The 19,701-nt window shown below is 65.5% G+C and carries 16 protein-coding genes and 1 pseudogene; 4 read left to right on the top strand and 13 right to left on the bottom strand.

Annotated features, from left to right (window positions below; all coding sequences use genetic code 11):
* The 7 genes from steA to MLB1_RS12245 form a co-directional block, all read right to left on the bottom strand.
* Positions 1–1,185 (bottom strand): putative cytokinetic ring protein SteA, encoded by a 1,185-nt coding sequence (steA, locus tag MLB1_RS12275; protein ID WP_180750088.1) that lies wholly within the window; start codon positions 1,183–1,185, stop codon positions 1–3.
* 105 nt (positions 1,186–1,290) lie between these two features.
* Entirely contained in the window at positions 1,291–3,054 is a 1,764-nt protein-coding gene (gene recN, locus MLB1_RS12270) for a DNA repair protein RecN (protein WP_180750087.1), read from the bottom strand.
* Positions 3,055–3,056: 2 nt separating this feature from the next.
* Positions 3,057–3,977: an NAD kinase gene (locus MLB1_RS12265; protein ID WP_180750086.1), complete on the bottom strand. Its 921-nt coding sequence runs from the start codon at positions 3,975–3,977 to the stop codon at positions 3,057–3,059.
* Entirely contained in the window at positions 3,974–4,780 is an 807-nt protein-coding gene (locus MLB1_RS12260; protein ID WP_180750085.1) for a TlyA family RNA methyltransferase, read from the bottom strand. The genes MLB1_RS12265 and MLB1_RS12260 overlap by 4 nt, the downstream gene beginning before the upstream one ends.
* 2 nt (positions 4,781–4,782) lie before the next feature.
* The gene (locus tag MLB1_RS12255; RefSeq protein ID WP_180750084.1) at positions 4,783–4,989 is read right to left on the bottom strand and encodes a hypothetical protein; all 207 of its coding nucleotides are present in this window, start codon (positions 4,987–4,989) and stop codon (positions 4,783–4,785) included.
* A 49-nt stretch (positions 4,990–5,038) separates the two neighbouring features.
* On the bottom strand, positions 5,039–6,043 hold the full coding sequence (locus MLB1_RS12250; RefSeq protein WP_180750083.1) for an HAD-IIA family hydrolase: 1,005 nt from the start codon (positions 6,041–6,043) through the stop codon (positions 5,039–5,041).
* Positions 6,036–6,668, bottom strand: a complete 633-nt coding sequence (locus MLB1_RS12245; RefSeq protein WP_371750620.1) for a hypothetical protein — start codon at positions 6,666–6,668, stop codon at positions 6,036–6,038. The genes MLB1_RS12250 and MLB1_RS12245 overlap by 8 nt, the downstream gene beginning before the upstream one ends.
* Positions 6,669–7,105: 437 nt before the next feature.
* Here MLB1_RS12245 and MLB1_RS12240 point away from each other — a divergent pair, with 437 nt between their 5' ends.
* A complete protein-coding gene (locus MLB1_RS12240) occupies positions 7,106–8,764 on the top strand; it encodes an ATP-binding cassette domain-containing protein (protein ID WP_180750082.1) in 1,659 nt (552 codons plus the stop codon).
* A gap of 1 nt (position 8,765) precedes the next feature.
* Here MLB1_RS12240 and tyrS read toward each other — a convergent pair whose 3' ends face one another.
* Positions 8,766–10,049 carry a tyrosine--tRNA ligase gene (tyrS, locus tag MLB1_RS12235; protein WP_180750081.1) on the bottom strand — a complete coding sequence of 428 codons (1,284 nt, stop codon included), beginning with the start codon at positions 10,047–10,049 and terminating at the stop codon, positions 8,766–8,768.
* Positions 10,050–10,135: 86 nt separating this feature from the next.
* Positions 10,136–10,732, bottom strand: a pseudogene (locus MLB1_RS12230) (DNA-3-methyladenine glycosylase); the annotation flags it as partial.
* A gap of 49 nt (positions 10,733–10,781) precedes the next feature.
* Here MLB1_RS12230 and MLB1_RS12225 point away from each other — a divergent pair.
* From MLB1_RS12225 to MLB1_RS12215, 3 genes are read left to right on the top strand one after another with little or no spacing between them, the layout of a single operon-like run.
* Positions 10,782–11,543, top strand: a complete 762-nt coding sequence (locus tag MLB1_RS12225) for an ABC transporter ATP-binding protein (protein ID WP_180750079.1) — start codon at positions 10,782–10,784, stop codon at positions 11,541–11,543.
* 22 nt (positions 11,544–11,565) lie between these two features.
* Positions 11,566–12,321, top strand: coding sequence for an ABC transporter permease (locus MLB1_RS12220; RefSeq protein ID WP_180750078.1), 756 nt, complete (start codon positions 11,566–11,568; stop codon positions 12,319–12,321).
* Entirely contained in the window at positions 12,318–12,926 is a 609-nt protein-coding gene (locus MLB1_RS12215; RefSeq protein WP_180750077.1) for a TetR family transcriptional regulator, read from the top strand. Before MLB1_RS12220 ends, MLB1_RS12215 begins: the two co-directional genes overlap by 4 nt.
* On the opposite strand, the gene MLB1_RS12210 is transcribed toward MLB1_RS12215, so the two are convergent.
* The 4 genes from MLB1_RS12210 to MLB1_RS12195 all read right to left on the bottom strand — a co-directional run bounded on the left by MLB1_RS12210 (position 12,916) and on the right by MLB1_RS12195 (position 19,680).
* Positions 12,916–13,119 carry a Trm112 family protein gene (locus MLB1_RS12210; protein ID WP_180750076.1) on the bottom strand — a complete coding sequence of 68 codons (204 nt, stop codon included), beginning with the start codon at positions 13,117–13,119 and terminating at the stop codon, positions 12,916–12,918. The two genes, MLB1_RS12215 and MLB1_RS12210, sit on opposite strands and share 11 nt — an antisense overlap.
* A 10-nt stretch (positions 13,120–13,129) precedes the next feature.
* Positions 13,130–13,609: a hypothetical protein gene (locus tag MLB1_RS12205; RefSeq protein ID WP_180750075.1), complete on the bottom strand. Its 480-nt coding sequence runs from the start codon at positions 13,607–13,609 to the stop codon at positions 13,130–13,132.
* Between the two features lie 153 nt (positions 13,610–13,762).
* Positions 13,763–16,693 (bottom strand): AMP-binding protein, encoded by a 2,931-nt coding sequence (locus MLB1_RS12200; RefSeq protein ID WP_180750362.1) that lies wholly within the window; start codon positions 16,691–16,693, stop codon positions 13,763–13,765.
* A 20-nt stretch (positions 16,694–16,713) separates the two neighbouring features.
* Entirely contained in the window at positions 16,714–19,680 is a 2,967-nt protein-coding gene (locus tag MLB1_RS12195) for an acyl-CoA synthetase (RefSeq protein WP_180750074.1), read from the bottom strand.
* Positions 19,681–19,701 lie beyond the last annotated feature (21 nt).

The following is a 19,701-nucleotide window of genomic DNA, read 5'->3' as shown; positions in this document are numbered from 1 at the left end:
TCAGCTGACTAGGTTCTGCGCCCAGACCGTGAGCCGGTTCCAGTAGGCGAGTAGCCATTCGGCCGCGCTGTCGCCTGCGCTGGTTACCCACAGCATGGTGATCACGGCCACCAGCACCGCGAGGATCAGCAATGCGATCGCACCGCCCGAGAATCGGTTGCGGTACAGCGTCGCAACAGCTTTGGAGTCGACGAGCTTGGCGCCGACCTTGAGTCGGGTCAGGAAGGTCGATGGATTGGACAGCTGGCGTTCGCGATCGAAGAACTCCTCGATGGATGCGGTATGCCCGACGGTGACGATCAGCGATGCCCCGTGATGATCGGCCAGCAGCAATGCCAGGTCGGCGGCCGAACCTGCCGCAGGGAAGGTCACAGCCCCAACTCCGAGGTCCTGGATGCGTTCGAGCCCGGCCGCATGTCCGTCGGCGTCGGCCGGAAGGACGACCTGCGCACCGGATTTCAGAACATCGGTGCTCATCAGCAGCGGATCGCCGACGACAATGAGCGGCCGATACCCGGACTTGCGCAGGATATCGGCACCGCCACCGACACCGATGAGAACCGGTTGGTACTCCTTGATGAACGGTTTGAGATTCTTCAGGTCCTGGGCAGTGCCCACGCCATCGGACACGACAACGACGTGCCGGTTGCGCAGGTCGATGTCGACGTCGGGGATGCCGATGCCGTCGATAAGCAACGGGCTTTCACTACGGATGAATTCGATGGTGTTACCGGAGAACGCTTCCAGATGTGCCACGAGACCGGTCTTGGCCTCAGTCATCAGATCGTGGACGTCCGCGTCGGTGCGCGGAGTCCCCGCGATGAGTCGGCGGTCACCGCTGTAGATGCCGCCGTTGTGTACCCGAACCGTGGAGCCGTCCTTGACTTTTTTGAAGACCTCCGGACCGATGCTGTCGATCAGGGTGATGCCGTTGGCGACCAGCACCTCGGGTCCGAGATTCGGGTAGCGCCCGGAGATCGATGGCGAGGCATTCACCACGGCGCTGACGCGAGCGTCGACCAGAGCATCCGCCGTGACGCGGTCCAGATCGAGAATGTCGATGACGGCGATATCACCCGGGTTCAGGCGTTGTAGCAGCCGGTTGATGTCCTTGTCGGTGCGCACTGTTCCGACGATGCCGGGTCGAGAGCTGCTGCTTCGCGTGAGCATCGTGGTCAAGTTCATACAGGTCATGATGGCCCGAGGGCCTGCTGAGGCTGTGGAGGCGCGCCGTAACACCTGTCACATTAGTCACTCCCGTCACCCCCGCTTTTCCCCGGAGCGACGGGTTCAGGCGCGCTCGGAACGGGCGGCGTCGAGTAGCTCGCGGGCGTGCGCCCGGCCCGTGTCGGAGTCCCCCAGACCGGCCAACATCCGAGCCAGCTCGGCAACCCGGTCCTCGTCATCAAGGCGTCGGACACCGCTGCCCTTGCTGTTCACCCGATCAACAGTGAGGTGGATATCCGCGAAGGCGGCCACCTGCGGCAGGTGGGTCACCACGATGACCTGATGGGTGTGCGCCAATTTGGCGAGCCGTCGCCCGATCTGTACCGCCGCGCGGCCACCCACACCGGCATCGACCTCGTCGAACACCATGGTGGTTCCGGCGGTCGAGGCGGCGAGCACCACCTCGAGCGCCAGCATCACGCGCGAGAGCTCACCGCCGGAGGCGCTCTTGGCCAACGGCAGCATCGGGTTATCGCGATGCGCGGCAAAACCGAACTCGACGGCGTCGGTACCCGATGACCCCGCGTGCACGGCCTGTCCAGGCGACAGTTGCAGCGGCGCCGAATCATCCGCCCTGGCCGGAATCGGTTCGACGGCGATGGTGAATGCGGCCCGGTCCATCGCCAGGCCGGCGAGCTCGCCGGTGACGGCCTTGCCCAGCGCCTTGGCGGCCTTCGTGCGCGCCTTGGTCAGACCCGTTGCGGCGGCCGCCAGCTCACCGGCAAGTCGATCCACGCGTTGTGAGAGGGCGGCTAGAGTTTCCTCGGAGGTATCGACCTCGGCCAGCCTGCTGCGCGCCTCCTGCGCCCACGCCATCACCCCGTTCAAATCGGCGGCGTACTTACGGGTCAGCGTGCGAAGCTGTCCCTGGCGTGCCAGCTTTCCCTCGAGCGTGCTTGCATCGCTGGGCAATTCATCGGTGAAGGCGGTGAGCTCACGGGAGACATCACTGACCACGGCCAGCGCCTCGGCCAGTTGAGGTGCCAGGGTCCGCAGGGCCGCTTCATCGGTTCCCTCCAGCAGTGCCTTGGCCTTCGCAATGCGATCGATCGCCGAATCGGATCCACCATCAGCGTCGTCGGCGCCGGCGAGAGCGCTACGAGCCGAGGCTGCGGCATCGCGCAGCGCATCGAGCTCGGAGAGGCGATGGATATCGGCGGTGAGCTGGTCGTCCTCCCCCAGTTTGGGGTCGACGGCGTCGATCTCGTTGAGCGCGAACCCGAGTCGATCGGCTTCCTGAGCCAGCTCGCGGGCCCGGTGGGTGCGGTCGATGAGATCACGCCGCGCGGTGAGCCACTCCTCGCGCCGCTTGCGATATGTGGTGAGCAGCGCCTCGATGCCGGCTGGACCTTCCGAGGCGAACCTGTCCAGCGCGGCAAGCTGCTGGTCCGGGCGCATCAGCCGCAGCTGGTCGTTCTGGCCGTGCACCGTGAGCAGTCCCGCGGTGAAGCCGGCCAGCGATTTGGCGGGCACGCTGCGCCCGCCGAGGTACGCCCGCGAGCGGCCGTCGGTGGTGACGGATCGGGTGGCGATCACGCTGCCGTCATCGTCGCGTTGCGCCCCTGAGGAGTCCAGGATGTCGGTGACCTCCGCGGGTTCGGCGCCAAGCGGGTCGACGGTGAGAAATCGACCCTCGACGACGGCGCGGTCGGCGCCCACGCGCACCCGGTTGGCGTCGGCGCGAGCACCACCGAGCAGATGGAGACCGGTGACCACCATCGTCTTGCCGGCACCTGTCTCGCCGGTCAGCACGGTCAGTCCGCTGTCGAATTCCGCGGTAGCAGAGGGTATGGCGCCAAGGGACTCGATGCGAATCTCGGTAAGCACGGCTACCGTCCCCGCCAACCCTTGACGGGCAACTGGAACTTGCGCACCACTCGGTCGGCGAACGGGTTGCTGTCCAGACGTGCCCACAGCACCGGCTGATGGCCGCGCACCACCTCGACCCGTCCACCCGGCGGTACCCGGATCTCGCGGCGGCCGTCACAGAACAGCAGCGCGTGATGTCCGTCGGCCTCGATCTCGACGGCCACGGTGGCAGCGGGGCTGGTCACCATCGGCCGAGCGAACAGGGCGTGAGCGTTGTTGGGCACCACCAGGATCGCATCCAGATCGGGCCACACGACCGGTCCGCCAGCCGAGAATGCGTAGGCGGTAGAACCCGTGGGTGTCGAGATGAGCACCCCATCGCATCCGAAGGCCGACACGGGACGGGCATCCACCTCCAACACCACTCCGAGCACGCCCAGTCGGGGGCCCTTTTCGATACTCACCTCGTTGAGCGCCCAGCCGCGCTCGGTTATCTCACCACCGATGCGGACCTGGACGTCCAGTGTCATGCGTGTCTCGACGCGGTAGGTGCCCTCCACCACGTGAGTGAGTACGGCGTCGATCGCCTCGGCCTCGACCTCGGCGAGAAATCCGATACGGCCCAGGTTGACGCCGAGTACGGGTGCGGTAGCGCTGCGCGCCAGATCGGCCGCCCGCAGGAAGGTGCCATCCCCGCCCAGTACCAACACCAGCTCGCAGCCGGTGGCGGCATCCTGATCCGCATCGACAACCTCGACATCCACACCGAGGGAACGGAACTCGGCGGGGTCCAGGTGCACGGGGCCGCTATCGATGGCCTCTGCGGTCAGCACCCGGAGCGCGATACCGTTCTCCCCCAGTGTTTTCGCCACGCGTCGGGCGGTTTCGGTTACCTCATCGCGTCCGGTGTGTGCGACAAGCAGAATCTTGCGTTCGGTCACTGGGGTCCCTTTGCGACGGCTTCGGTGACGGCGGCCTCGAGGTCCAGGCCTGAATCTGTGTTCCGCAGCCACAGGAAGTACTCGACGTTTCCGGATGGCCCAGGTAGCGGACTGGCGGTTACACCGGCGGTATGCCAACCATGTGCCTGGGCGCGACGGGCGACGGACACGACGGTATCGGTGCGCAGCTGCGGATCGCGCACCACGCCTCCCGCGCCAACGAGCTCCTTGCCCACCTCGAACTGAGGCTTCACCATCGGCACGATATCGGCATCCGTTGTGGCACAGGCAATCAACGCGTCAAGCACCAGCGCGAGTGAAATGAAGGACAGGTCGGCGACGATCAGTTGGACAGCTCCGCCGATCAGTTCCGGCGTCAAGGTGCGCACATTGGTGCGATCGAGAACCGTGACTCGGTCGTCGGACTGAAGTGACCAGGCCAGCTGTCCGTACCCGACATCGGCAGCGACCACTTCGCGGGCGCCTGAGCGCAGCAGCACCTCGGTGAAACCACCCGTCGAGGCGCCCGCATCCAAACACCGTCTGCCGTCGACGGAAAGTCCCTGTGGACTAAAGGCATCAAGCGCGCCGAGGAGTTTGTGGGCACCGCGCGAGACCCATCGCTCGTCGGATTCCCCTTGCACTACAAGAGAAGCCGTCGCCGACACCGCGGTGGCGGCTTTCGCGGCGGGGATACCGTCGATACGGACCAGCCCCGCGTCGATGAGTTCGGCCGCCTGTTGGCGAGAGCGAGCGAGCCCACGGCGCACCAACTCGGCGTCGACCCTGGCGTGCCGGGCCATGGCTATCCGTTCTCCGCGGATTCCAGTGCTCGGACCAGAACGTCATGTGCCTGCTCCAGAACCTGTGCCTGGGTCTCCAGATCGAGCTCGCTCTGGCCCTCTGGTCCGGCCGGCGGGCCGAGCTGACCCAGCAGGGCCTGCACCTGCGACCTGACCGCATCAGGGTCGGGGCCGGAGGTGTGGCGGGCGACATCGTTCGGAGTGGTCATCGCGGTCAAGGCTAGTTGATGGGCCCCGAGCCGCAGGGCCGGCGACACACTATCCGGCGGAAAGCTGCTGCAAGATCTGTTCGGCCAGGTCGTCCGTGGCCACGACGGGCCGGATCGCTGGGGCGGGACCGGTAGCCCAGACCGCGGCCGCCAACGCCTGTGCCAGCGATAGCACCGATCCCGTGCTGTCGAGTGATGCGACCGAAACCTGGTCTGCATCCACCGTGATCTGCCAGGAACCCTTGGGTTCGATGCGCACATCGGTCTCTGGGAGGTGCAGGGAGCTCAGATCCGTCCCCAAGAAGGTGGGTCGATGCGCGGTATCGGCCCAGATCGCGTCGATGGCGTCGTTCACGCCGGTGAGCACCATGAGACTGGGCAGGCCCGCGGCATTGGCTCCGGCGATATCGGTATCGAGGCGGTCGCCGACAACTAGCGGGCGCGCGAAATTGCCGCGTGCCAACGCATCCTCCATCAGCGCGCGTCCGGGCTTGCCTGCCACAACCGGATCGGCATCGGTGGCAGTGTGCAGTGCGGCGACCATCGACCCGTTTCCAGGTAGTAGACCGCGCTCGGTGGGCAGGGTTGCGTCGATATTGGCTGCCACCCAGTAGGCACCCGACCGAATGGCGAGTGCGGCCTCGGCGAGGATGGTCCAGCAGGTATCGGGTGAATGCCCCTGCACGACGGCGCGCGGCGCCTTATCGAAGGTGCGCACGGGCGTAAGGCCGACCGCCGATACCTCGGCGGCCAGTGCCTCGGTGCCTACGACCAGGACGGTGTCATCGCGCCGGAGTGCCTCCGCGAGCAGTCTCGCTGCACTTTGAGCGCTCGTCACAACGTCACCGGCGATCGCCGTGAAACCCAATGAGATGAGGTGTTCGGCCACCTCAGGTGCGGACCGGCTGGCGTTGTTGGTGACATACAGCTGCCGCGCGTCGCCGGCAGCCGCCAATGCTGCGATGGCATTCGGGGTGGGTTCGGAGCCCCGGAATACGGTGCCGTCGAGGTCTAGGAGCAGGCAGTCGTACGAGTTGGCGAGTGTGTCAGGCAAGCTCGGCGGCCCGATCCTCGGCGTCGGTGTGACCCTCGACATCGGCATCGGCGGCGTGTAGGAACCATTGCACCGCTTCCGGTTTGCGATCCAGGGCCAGGAGAATATCGGCGTACGCGTAGAACAGCCGCGCTGCGATCTCGCCGACGCGCGTCGGATCGGGTGCGGGAGTGGAGAGCACCGCCAGCGCCTGCTCGAGCTGTCCCAGATCGGCGCGCGCTCCGGCGGCGACTATGCGCAGTTCGTCGGCGGCATCACCGGTGAGTGCCTTGGCCTCATCGCTGCGGGCGAGTTCGATGGCGCGTTCCGGCCGACCCACTCCGCGTTCGCAGTCGGCAACCAATGCCAGCAGTGGCGACCTGCTGCCCATTCGACGGGCCGCACGCAGCTCAGACAGCGCCTGCGCCCAGTCTCCGCAGTGATATGCGGCGATGCCGACCGCTTCGCGGACGCCCGCGATGCGAGCGGCGCGGGTCTTGGCGGCCTTCGCGTGATCCAGCGCGGCCTGCGGATCCTCGTCGAGCAGGTTGCCCGCGGTGACCAGGTGCCTGGCCACCGTGTCCGCGGTGTTCTTATCGAGTGTCCGCAGCTCAGCTCGCACGTCCGGAGCGAGCTGCTTGGCCACTACCTCATCGGGGATATGCGGGCCGAAGTTTTGTGAGGGCTGTATCTGCCCCCTCGGGGAGCGGTCGTCGGTGCGACGGGGCCTGCTGGGACGGTCGCCGGCGCGATCTTCCGACCGGCGCGGCTGTGCGGGGCTGCCGCCACGCTCGTCGCCAGCGCCGGGACGGCCGCGCTCATCGGACCGATGCGGCCGCGCTGGGCCGCCACCGCGGTCGTCGCGCCGGGCGCCGGAATCGCGCGCAGGCCGACTCGGCCCCTGCCTCTTGGGCCCCTGCTGCCTGGGACCTCGCTGGCTGGCGTCTTGCCCCACGGGCGCCTCCTTCTATCGATGAGCCGCATGCGTGAAGACCATCGGTTACAGCGCGAGTATGCCGGTACGGGGGCCAACCTCGGAAATTCGGTGGCACTCAACACGGCGGGTTGCGCAGACTTAGCCGTATGAGCCATGTGCAGCTCGATGCCATCGGCTACCACCTCCCGGACGGCAGAGCGCTACTTCACGATGTGAGCCTGCGGGTCGGCGAGGGCAGCAAAACCGCGCTGATCGGCCCTAACGGGACCGGTAAGACGACGTTGTTACGGATCATCGCGGGCGACACCGACCCACACGACGGGGCCGTCACCCGCGGCGGTCAGCTTGGCGTGATGCGGCAGTTCATCGGTTCCGTTCGAGACGATTCGACGGTCCGCGATCTGCTGCTATCGGTCGCACCCGATCGAATCAGGCTGGCTGCCGACCGCCTGGACCGAGCCGAGCTGACGCTGATGGAGCGCGATAGCGAGCAGGATCAGCTGAAGTACGCACAGGCGCTGGCCGACTGGGCCGATGTCGGCGGCTATGAGTTCGAGACCGAGTGCGATGTGCACACCATGGCCGCGCTGGGAATTCCGTTTGACCTGGCCAGGTTTCGCGGTGTCAACACGCTCTCGGGTGGCCAGCAGAAACGTCTGGTTCTCGAATCGCTGCTGCGCGGGCCGCATGAGGTGCTGCTGCTGGACGAGCCCGACAACTATCTCGATGTGCCGGCGAAACGCTGGCTTGAGGAGCGACTCGCGGAGTCGCCCAAGACGGTGTTGTTCGTCAGCCATGATCGGGAGCTGATCAACCGGGCGGCCGGCCAGGTCGCCACCTTGGAGCCCACGCGGTCCGGGTCGACCCTGTGGGTGCACCCGGGTTCGTTCGCGACGTATCACCAGGCCCGGGCGGACCGGAACGCCAGACTCGCCGAGTTGCGCCGTCGCTGGGACGAACAGCGGGCGGCACTGCGCGATCTGGTGTTGATGTACCGGCAGAAAGCTGCCTACAACTCCGATATGGCCAGCCGGCTGCAGGCCGCCGATACTCGGCTACGCCGATTCGACGAGGCGGGGCCGCCCGAAGCGGTGCCGCTGCGGCAGAACGTTCGCATGCGCCTTGCCGGCGGTCGCACCGCCAAGCGTGCCGTGATCGCGGAGAGTCTTGAATTGACCGGTCTCACAAGGCCGTTCGATGCCGAAGTGTGGTACGGAGATCGAGTGGCGGTGCTGGGCGGCAACGGCACCGGCAAGTCACATTTCCTGCGCCTGCTGGCCTGTGGCGGCACTGACCCGGAACCGGATCAGCTGCCGGTGGGCGACATGATTCCCGAACCCGTGCGGCACGACGGTCAACTACGGCTGGGGGCGCGGGTCCGTCCCGGCTGGTTTGCGCAGACGCACCATCACGAGGGGCTGATGGATCGGACGCTGCTGGGCATCCTGCATCACGGGGATGAGCGGCGCGCGGGGCATGGGCGAGAGCAGGCATCGCGGATCCTGGACCGCTACGGGCTGGCGCGGTCGGCCGAGCAGACCTTCGGCTCGCTGTCCGGCGGCCAGCAGGGCCGCTTTCAGATCCTGCTCTTGGAGTTGATGGGGTCCACCCTGCTGTTACTCGACGAGCCGACCGACAATCTGGACCTGCATTCGGCTGAGGCGCTGGAGGATGCGTTGGCGGCCTTCGACGGCACTGTCGTCGCGGTCACCCACGATCGGTGGTTCGCCCGGGCATTCACCCGTTTCCTCATTTTCGGTGAGGATGGCAAGGTGAAGGAATCCGTTGAGCCCCAATGGAACTAATCTAGCGGATGCGCTGAACTCCTGCGATGTTGCGCTTTCCGCGGCGAAGTACCAGCCAGCCGCCAGTGAGGTAGTCGCTATCGGTCGGAGTCCAGTCCTCGGCGTCAACCCGGGTGTTGTTGACGTAGACGCCGCCCTCTTTGATGGTGCGGCGTGCGGCACCCTTGCTATCCGAAAGCCCGCTGCTCACCAGAAGATCCACGATGGTGTCGGGTTCGCCGCCCGCGAGCCGGGCGGGCTCTCCGTTGCCGGCCTCGGTGAGGGCCGCTGTCAGTGTGCCCTCGTCGAGCCGGTCCAGCTCGCCGCGACCGAATAGTGCTCCGCTGGCGAGTTCGACAGCCTGGGTGGCACTTTCGCCGTGCACCAGGGTGGTGACCTCGACGGCCAATCGACGCTGAGCGGCACGCTCGTGTGGCCGTTCCGCTGTCGACGTCGCCAGCTCGCCGATTTCTTCGGCGGACAGGAAGGTGAACCAGCGCAGGTATCGCACCACGTCGGCGTCGGCAGTGTTGATGAAGTACTGGTACCAGGCGTACGGACTCGTCATCTCGGGGTCGAGCCAGAGGTTCCCGCCGCCGGTGGACTTACCGAACTTGGCGCCGTCGGCCGATGTCACCAGCGGAACGGTTAAGGCGTGCACCGCCGCGCCGTCTTGCTGGCGAGCCAGCCGAACTCCGGCCACGATATTGCCCCACTGATCCGAACCGCCGATTTGCAGCGAGCAGCCGTACTTGCGGTGCAGCTGCACGTAATCGTTGGCCTGCAACAACATGTAGGAGAACTCGGTGTAGGAGATGCCATCGCCGTCCAGGCGTCGGCGAATCGTGTCGCGCTCGAGCATGACATTGACCGAGAAGTGCTTGCCCAGATCGCGCAGGAATTCCAGGGCGGTGAGCTGGCCGGTCCAGTCGAGGTTATTCGCGACGATGGCTCCGGTTGGCGTGTCGTTGAATTCGACGAACCGCTCCAGCTGCCCGCGAATTCGGTCGGCCCATTCGGCGACGAGGTCGGCCCCGTGCAGGTTGCGTTCGGAGGTGTCGCGCGGATCTCCGATGAGGCCCGTCGCTCCCCCGGCCAGCACGATGGGCCGGTGGCCCGCCCGCTGGAATCGGCTCAAGGTGAGCAGGGGCACCAGATGCCCTGCGTGCAGACTCGCGGCGGTGGGATCGAAACCCCCGTAAACGCTGATCGGTCCCTTCGCGATATCGGCCGCGAGCGCGTCACGGTCCGTCGTCTGCGCGATAAGGCCGCGCCAGGTCAGCTCGTCGAGAATGTTGGAAACCACGGCATCGATTATCCCTTATGGGGTTTTGTGCGCCGGGTACCGCTCTTCCCAGTCCGGTCCCGCGCTACCGATGAGATCATCGGCGACGGTGGTAGAGCACGGGGGCTACGCCGGTACACGGAAACCTCCGGACACTCGGGCAGCCAGAACCGCCAGGGACGGTCCGCCGCCACGCTGACACCCACCCGTGGCCCGGAGAGCGCCTGCTGTTTCCGGTTCAACGTGATCCGTACCGGGCTGGAAGCGGAGAAGACGTCGACGCCGTTGTCCTCCGGTGTGATTCCGAGGGCGGCGCCCAGATTTCCTGGCCCGCGGGCCAAACCCGCATCGTCGCGAGCGGTGGGCCGCCGCTCCCAACACACGGGTGCGCCGTCGATGATCGCGGCGGCGCGGATCAGCACTCCGCCGGCGGTACCGTCCGGGCCGCAGACCACGTTGGCGCACAGGTGAATTCCATGGCTTCGGTATACATACAGGCGGCCCGCGGGTCCGAACATCACCCGATTGCGATTGGTCGGTCCGCGAAACGAATGTGAGGCGGGATCGGGCCACGGCCCATCTGGCACCCCGCCGTATGCCTCCACCTCGACGATGACCGCACGCACCCCGCGAGATTCGATGACTGCTCCGATTAGGCGCTGCGCGGCCTTTATCGGATGGGTCGTCAGGATCTGGGCGCTCACTCCACGATTGTCCTTGACAGTCGGATCGGCCGGGTCCATTATTCATCACATGATGAGTTCATTGGGTGGTGAATTAACCAATGGTCGGCATCAGGCCGTCATCGAGGTCGAGAGTCTCCGCGTGGTTCGCGGCGGTTTCAAAGCCCTTGACGATGTGTCGCTACGGATCGGCCGCGGCACCATCACGGGACTGTTGGGGCCCTCCGGATGCGGTAAGACAACGCTGATGCGCTGCGTTGTAGGCACCCAGATCATCGAGTCAGGGACAGTCCGCGTACTAGGTTTGGAGGCGGGCTCGCCCGCCCTGCGGCACCGCATCGGCTACGTGACGCAGAATCCGACGATCTACAACGATCTACGGTCGATCGATAACGTGCGGTACTTTGCCGCGCTATACGGTCGCAGCAAGTCCGACGCCGATGCGGCACTCGATGCCGTCGGATTGCGGTCACATCGCCTGGCCTACTGCGGCGATCTTTCGGGTGGACAACGCGGACGTGTCTCGCTCGCGTGTGCACTGGTCACCCGGCCCGAGCTGTTGGTGCTCGACGAGCCCACGGTGGGCCTGGACCCGGTGATGCGCGCAGAGCTCTGGGAACAGTTCGAAGGCCTCGCGGCGGGTGGCACCACGCTTCTCGTCTCCAGTCATGTCATGGACGAGGCCGATCATTGTGGCGACCTGGTGCTTATCCGCGAGGGCCGCGTGCTCGCCCACACCACACCCCTGCAGCTGCGCCGCGATACGGAATGCGATGGCTTGGAAGAGGCGTTTCTCGCCGTTATCCGACGCACCGAAACTACGGCCGCGTAGCGGCGAGACGGAGCGGAATCCCATGTACGCCAACGGTTATGTGGCCACCACCGGACGCGTGTTGCGACAGCTTCGCGCCGATCATCGCAGCTTGGCGATGATCCTGGTCGTACCCAGCGTGCTGATCACCCTGTTGTATTTCCTCTACCGGGACCTGCCGACTCTCCCGAACCGCCCATCGCCGTTCAACATCGCCTGTCTGTTCGTGCTTGGGCTCATCCCGTTCGTGGTCATGTTCCTCATAACCTCGATATCGATGCAGCGCGAACGGGTTTCGGGGACCCTGGAACGCATTCTCACCACTCCCCTAAGGCGGTTCGACCTATTGGCCAGCTACGGCACCGCCTTCTCGTTGGCGGCCGCGGCCCAGGCCACGATCGCCTGCCTGGTCTCCTACGGGCTGCTGGATCTCACCACCGCGGCCGGCGCGCAATGGGTCTTCCTGATCGCCATCGGAAACGCCATTCTCGGTGTCGGTCTTGGCTTGCTGTGTAGCGCGTTCGCGCGCACCGAATTTCAAGCCGTGCAGTTCATGCCGGTGGTGGTGATTCCGCAGCTGCTGCTCTGCGGGATTCTGGTCCCCCGCGCGGCAATGCCGGAATGGCTGCAGTGGTTCAGTAACGTGATGCCGGTGAGTTATGCGGTAGAGGCGTTGCAGCAGCTGGGGAGTCACCCGGAACTGACGGGTGTGGCGGCACGGGATATCGCAGTCGTCTTCGGATGCGCGGCGGTGGCGCTGGGCTTGGCCGCAGCCACCCTGCGCCGTCGGACACCATGACGCCAAAGCGGCCGGGCCGTCGGCCGGGTGGGGCAAACACTCGCGAGGATATCCTCGCAAGTGCTCGAAAGCTTTTTTCGGTCAACGGAATCGACAAGACGTCGATCCGCTCCATTGCCGCCGACGCGGGCGTTGACCCGGCCCTCATTCACCACTACTTCGGGACGAAGCTCGATCTTTTCCGTGAGGTGGTGCAGCTGCCGGTCGATCCGAGTGTGGTGTTGCAGCCGCTGCGGGATATGCCCGTCGAGGAGCTTGGACTCGCGATTCCGAGGCTGATCATCCCGTTCTGGGATTCGGAGTTCGGGGCCAACGTGCTGGCGCTCTTCCGGTCGGCCCTTACCGGCGCCGATGATGGGCTGGTGCGCGTCTTCTTCCGTGAGGTCCTGGTCAATATCATCGCCGACCGGGTGGACAATCCAGTCGGGAGCGGAGTGTTGCGTGCCGAGTTCGCGATCACCCAGATGGCGGGGATATTGGTGGGCCGCTACATCATGGAAGTCGAGCCGCTGGCCTCGCTGACGGCGGAACAGATTGCCCTCACCGTGGGGCCGAATATTCAGCGGTATTTGACGGGTGAGCTGCCGGGCATCGCTACTCGGTGAAGCGCTGGTGTTCCTCGTCGGACACCTCACGCGCCTCATCGGGTAAGAGCACCGGGATGGAGTTCTCGATCCGGTAGGCCTTACGCAGCCGCGGGTTGTAGAGGAGGCCGTTAGTGTCGTCGCCGACGAGCAGGAGTGGCCCGCGGTCGATCGGGCAGACCAGGATGTCTAGAAGCGCAGCGTCAAGGGGCATATCGGTGATATCAGCCGACCGGGATGTTCTCGTTGAAGATCTGCTGCCCGCCTCCACCGGTGACACCGATTCCGTTGCCCGGGTTAACGTTCGGAGGTCCGCCGTTGGGGTTGCCGCCCCCGTTGATGGGGCCCACCCCGATGTGTACCGGCTGCTGTGGCTTCTGAGCGGCCTTGAGGAACTGGGACTGCGTCGCGATAACCGACTTCAGCGAGTTGATCAGCGGCATCTGGCTGGGACGTTTGTCCAGCGCGGCCTTGAGAGCATCGTTCTGAGCTGAGCTCACCTGGGCACCCTTCGCGCGCAGCTGGAGCGCGGTGCGGACCAGATTCGAGACCTGGCCGCCGCTGGTCCCGAGGGAGTATTCGTGCGCGATATCGTCCAAAACGTCGGCGCTGGCAGTGCCGACACCGGGCCCGAACACCAGGGCGGCGGAGAGGCCGGTGGTGGCCAGTGCGGTACCAGCGAGGGCACGTAGGCGTGACGGCATGACGAGATCCTTCCGGTGTTCCCGGGCATTACGAATGGTCAGCCTAACAACATGCAGCCACATCAGCAGCGGAAGGTGATGGGAACGTGTGGTGGCCCGCGAATAGCGGGGGTGTCTCGCCATTCTGGTTGACCTGCCAGAACGGGATCGCGATCACCGTGAACGGCTCGTGCCTGCAGTGGGCTTTCTGGCCGCGGCCGGCTTCTCGTCGTACCGGCGGGTCGTTGGATTGAACAGCCACACCCCAGTCCCGGAACGCGGCAGCGTGCGCATCTTGGGTGGCAAGGGCCGATACGACGCGCTGAGCGCGATCTCCTTGACGACGCGCACGCAGCGGGGACGCTGGTGCGGGTCCAACGTGGAAATCGCCATATTGAGATCGATGGTCGTCAATGACTTTCCGCTGCGCAGTGAGACAACCGACATCACCTCGGGCTCGCGATTCGCCGTTATCTGGAACGTCACAGCCAGGTCGACGGCGCCCATCGTGTTAAGGGCGTCGGTGATGGGCTGGGTGAACACGGCCCCGCGCGCGGTGTGCACAACCCCGGACAGCGAGTCGGCGAGCCAATAGTCCCCGTCGGCATCGCGCGAGAACAGAAAGTCTGTTGTCACCCAGCTATCCCCGGCTTCGAAGACCCCGTGTCGGGTGGCGGTGCCGGCGTCGAGCCGGCCACGGGGCTTGGCCAGCAGCAGGCCCACCTCTCCCCGTTCGGGTATGGCCGCGAGACCGTTGGCGTCGTCGATGATCTGTCCCGCCGTCACGTCGTATTTCGCGAGCTTGACGCGCCCCGAGCCCGGGAGTGAGCGACCCTTGCTGCCGATCTTTCGGCTCGCCACATTGGCCAGTACGGCCTCGCCCTCGGTGGTCGTGAAAAACTCCAGAACCCTTGCAGGGGCAAAGGTGTCGAGAACCCGCTGCCACAGCCCGATCGGCATGCCCGAGCCGATGAACATTCGAACCGGATGATTCGGATCGACTGTCAGTGCCGGGTGGTCGAGTATCTCACGCAGCATCGCCCAGGTGTAGCAGACCACGGTCACGCCGTACCGGCGTATCTCGGCTCCGAACTGCGCGGGATCAAGGCTGCGGGCCAAGGCTATTCGCGCTCCCCCGGCTACTGCTCCGCCAAGGCTGACCAGTAGGCCGGCTTGGTGATGCAGCGGCGTGAGGCAGTACACGGTGTCGTTGGAAGTCAAGGCTGCTGCCGACGCGGTACCGAACGCCGATAAAGCCCACCGCTGATTGGTGATGTGCTTGGCTGCGATCTGCCCTCCGGCCGAGCTGAACATGACGAAAGCGAGGTCCTGGGCCTTGCCCGGGTTCGGTCGGTACCACCCGGGAAGAGTGACCGCGCCTGGGCGGATCTTTTCCATATCCACCACGGAGCCGTTTGCCGGTAGCGCCAGCTCGCGGGTCTCCCCGCCTCCCAAGACCAAGACGGGCACGGAAACTCGCCGAGCACCTTCGAGGTTGGGCGGATCGCAAAGGAGTGTGGTGATGTCGCCGAGCCGTGCGCATTCCGCCAGATCGCCGTCGGGGGCCAGAAGAACCGCAACGGCCCCCAATCGCGACAGCGCCGCGATGGCGACGAGCGCGCTGGGCCGGGTGTCCATCAGTACGCCGACCCGGGTCTGCTGGCGGACACCGCTATGAATCAAGCCTTTCACCACATTGTCGACGCGACGCTGGACCGATTCATTGGTGTGCACTCGGTCCTCGAAGAGGAAGCACTCCCCGGAGGGTGCGCGTTGTGCCTGTTCGGATAGCAAACGTCCCAACGAGATCTGGGTACTGGGATGTATCTGGTCCAGTCGATTGAGCCGCGGGAGAGTACGCACGGCCTCCACGGCCAGCCGCGTAACACCGACTTGCCGGAGGCGACGCGGCGCGCCCAGAAGTAGCGGAAAGAGAACCCTCGACGTCTGTGCGGCGCTGTCGTACACCGCCGACAACGCGGCGCTCACGCGTTTGGTGATGGTTACCCCGGAGCCGGTCACGGGACCGGTTGGCATCGGCACGATGCCGGCAGGCTTGCTGGTACTGCCCTGTACCCACGGTATCCACTGGGCGACGGTCGGCCAGGTCGAGGTGGTAGCGCCGGATCCGACGATGAGGCCGAAATGCCCGACGGGCAGCGTGGATTCGTATACCTCCGCGCGCGGTGCGGCACGCCCGATACCACGGACCGACACCGGCTGTCCGATGTCGTCGGCGTCACCGATGAATGCCAGCACCGGACAGGTGATGTCGGTGAGGGTCACCAGCTGATCGTCGATCACGAAGCCACCGCTCATCATCCGGTTCTGCGTCACGAACTGCCGCAAGAATTCCGCGACCGCCGGCCCGGACCACGCGATCCAGCCCTCCCCGCCCAGGAAGCGGCGTTGTTGCTCTCGAGGCAGCAGTGCCTCGCGGTTGTGCAACTGAAAGAGGAATCCCAGCCTGTTGCGCAGCGTCTTGATCGGGGTCATCAGTTCAAACCCGATACGGGCCAACCATCCTGGGATGCTCAGCCAACCGAACAATCCGAATATGCCGGCGAGCAGGCTCGCGCCGCGGGCGCCAAGGTCGGCCGGGATCCCCATGGGAAGTGCCGCCACCGCGTCGACAGGCGCACCAAACGTGATGACGCTGGCGATGTCCTGGCACTTGCGCAATGCTGCCGCCGTGTAACAGAACATGCCGCCCTGGGAGTATCCCGCCAGGTGAATCGGGCGGCCCGTGAGCCGGTGCACCGTGTCGACGGCCGCGCTGACCGCGACGACGTGATCGGCGAAGGTACGTTTCATACCGCCGCGGATCCGGTTGGGGTTCCCGAAGTCGATCACCCATACGTCTGTGCCGCGCGCATGCAGGATGCCGACTGCTCCGTCCTGCCGATTGACATCGAACATGTTGGCCGACACCATCATTGGATGCGCCAGTAGCACCACGGGGCGGTTGACGCCAGCACTGCCCGGGAAGTAGTGCCGTAGTCGATACATCGAAGTCTGTTCAACTACAGAGAATGGCGATGGCTGGGTATCGCCGCGTAGCCCGCCAAGCCGGAGCACCTCAAAGCCGTTCTGCATCGTGGCCATGAGGCGTGCCCCGGCGCGTGTCACGACATAGCCTCCTGTAATGCCTCGTAGGTCGCGGCGGTAAGTCGGTGGTACACACCCGACTCCGGGTCGAGGTGCCAGGTCTGCCGTCCCGGCTTTGGCAACCCGAATGTCCGTAGGTGCGTGGTGGACGGCCGATATGTCGCACTGAGCGGCAGTGTGGGCACCACCTTGATAAGGCCGGGACGCTCCGAGATAGATACGGCGGCAAAGGCTTCCGATAGGTCAGCGGGCGATATTGCCTCGCCAGGTCGGAGCACCACGGCAGTCACTGCAATGTTGGTCTCGCCGACCTCCACGGGATAGGTCGCGACTAGGTCGATGGCACCCACGGAGCCCAGCGCGTGACTCGTGGCTTCGGCGTACACCACGCCGTGTGCGGTCCGGATCGCGGAACTACGTCCATCGAGCATCCAGAAGTCACCGTCGTCATCACGGCGGAAGAGAGACTCCGAAGAGACCCAGGTGTCACCCGGGGCGAAGACGCCGCGCCGAACCGCGGCGGCGGGGTCCACATCGCCAGGTGGCTTCGCAAGTAGCAGACCGACCTCGCCGGGCTTGGCGATCTGAACGAAACCGTCTTCCCCCTCGATGATTACATCGTCGATCGGGTCATACGCGGCGAGTCGAACCTGACCGCCGCCGGGCAGCGGGCGCCCCTTGCTACCGATCTTGGTACCGGACACATTCGCCAGCACCGCCTCCCCATCGGTGGTTGCGAAGAACTCAACGACACGAGCGGGCGCGAATCTCTCGGTGACCCGCCGCCACAGCCCAGAGGGCATACCGGAGCCGATGAACAGCCGCACTGGGTGATGCGCACCCAAGGCCAACCCGGGATCGTCGATCACCTCGTGCATCATCGCCCAGGTATAGGAGACGACGGTCACGCCGTACTGGTGGATCTCCTGGACGAATCGATCGGGATTGAGACCGCGCGACAGGGCAATTCGTGCGCCGCCGGCGACGGCCCCGCCCAGGCTCACCAAGAGCCCGGACTGGTGGTGCAGCGGGGTGAGGCAATACACGGTGTCGTTGGAGCTCAGTGCGGCCGCCGATGCGGTACCAAAGGCAGACAGTGCCCATCGATGGTTGGTGATTTGCTTGGGTACCAGACGGGATCCGTATCCGCTGAACATCACGAAGGCGAGATCGCGAGCCTGCCCGGGATCGGGCCGGTACCAGCCGGGTAGCTCGACCGCATCGGGGTCGATCTTCTCCATGTCGATAATCGAGCCATCGTCGGGTATCGACACGTCGCGGTTAGCGGTGGCGCCGAGTACCAGCACATGCACGGAAAGACCTTGTGCAGCAGGAAGATTCGGAGGGTCGGTGAGTAGCTCGGAAATCTCCCCCAGCTTCACGGCGAGCTCGAGATCTGCGTCCGGCGGCAGTAGCACCGCGACGGCGCCCAGACGGGACAGTGCGGCGATCGCCACCAGGGCGCTGGGACGGGTCTCCATGAGAATCCCCACCCGGACACCCTGGCGGACGCCCACCTCGATGAGGCCCCTCACTACATTGTTGATGCGTCGATCCACCGCTTCGTAGGTGTGTACCCGGCCGTCGAAGAGGAAGCTCTCTCCATTGGGAGTGCGGCGTGCCTGTTCGGCCATCAACCGGCCCAAAGAGATTCGGGTGTGATCGTGAATCTGACCCAGACGTGTCAACCGTGGAAGGGTGCGAACCGCTTCGATGGCAATGGATTTCACCGACTTGTTGGCGGCGGCCGCAGCCATTCCGGCCGTGCGCGCGGCGGCGATCGCGACCTCGGTGGTGGTGCTCAACCCATGCGCGACCCGCGAGGTGATGGGCACACCCCCATCGAGCTGGCCACTTTCGTGTTCGTACATCAGGTCGACCGCCGGCGGTTTAGGTCCCTCACCGTCGCGCCACTGCACCCATTGGCCTACCGTCGGCCAGGTCTGGGCCACGGCAGTGGAGCCGACCACGAGACCAAAGTGTCCTGCCCGGATCAGGTATTCGTAGACATCGGCCTTCGGGGCTGCCCGCAGGATGCCGCGCACCGAAGCGGGTTGCCCGATGTCATCGACCTCGCCGACGACCGCGAGAACCGGGCAGGTGATATCGCTGAGGGTGACGACGCGGTCGTTGACGGTGAACCCGCCGGTGGTCATACGGTTGTGCACCACGAACTGGCGCAGCAGCTCGGCGATGGCGGGGCCAGACCAGGCGATCCAGCCGTCGTTGGCCAGGAACTTGCGCTGCTGTTCCCGGGGCAGCAGGGCGTCACGGTCGTGCAGCTGTCGGAGGAAGTCGAGGCGGCCCTTGATGGTCTTGACCGGGTCGAGCATCTGAAACCCGATCCGAGCCGACCAGGCCGGGATGGAGAATCGACTGAACACGTGGTCTGCCATGAACTCGGCGATATCCGCGGACAGCCCGGCGGGCATCCCCATGGGCATCGCGGCGGTGGCGTCGACCGGCGAGCCGAAGGTGATGATGCTCGCGATGGTGCGTGATTTACGCAGGGCAGCAGTCTGATAGCAGAACATGCCGCCCTGGGAGTATCCAGCCAGATGCACCTGGCGGCCGGTGATGCGATGCACGGTCTCGATGGCGTCACTGACGGCGACGATGTGATCTGACAGGGTGCGTTCCATGCCGCCGGCAATCCGGTCGGGGCTGCCGAAGTCGATGACCCATGGATCGATACCGGCCCGGTGCAGGATGCCGACGGCACCAGCGTCCTGGGCGACGTCCCACATATCGGCGGCCATCATCATCGGGTGCACCATCAGGACCACGGGGCCTGCGTCCTCGCCCGGCGAGCTCGGTGCGAAGTAGCGGCGCAGCCGGTACATGGGGACGCTCTCGACGATCTGATGCGGTGACGCCGTGTTGTCGGTTTCGAGCCCACCGAGGCGCAGGACCTCCAGGCCGTTCTGCGCGGTGGCTGCCAGACGTGCCACGGGTTTGGTCAAGGAGGAGAGATTGAAGGCCACAGCTGCTCCTAGATACCGGTC

The sequence above is a fragment of the Mycobacteroides sp. LB1 genome (assembly GCF_013449725.1).
In the GTDB taxonomy this organism is placed as follows: Bacteria; Actinomycetota; Actinomycetes; order Mycobacteriales; family Mycobacteriaceae; genus Mycobacterium.
Note: the sequence above shows the minus strand (reverse complement) of the source record. Positions and strands in the feature narration are given on the sequence as shown.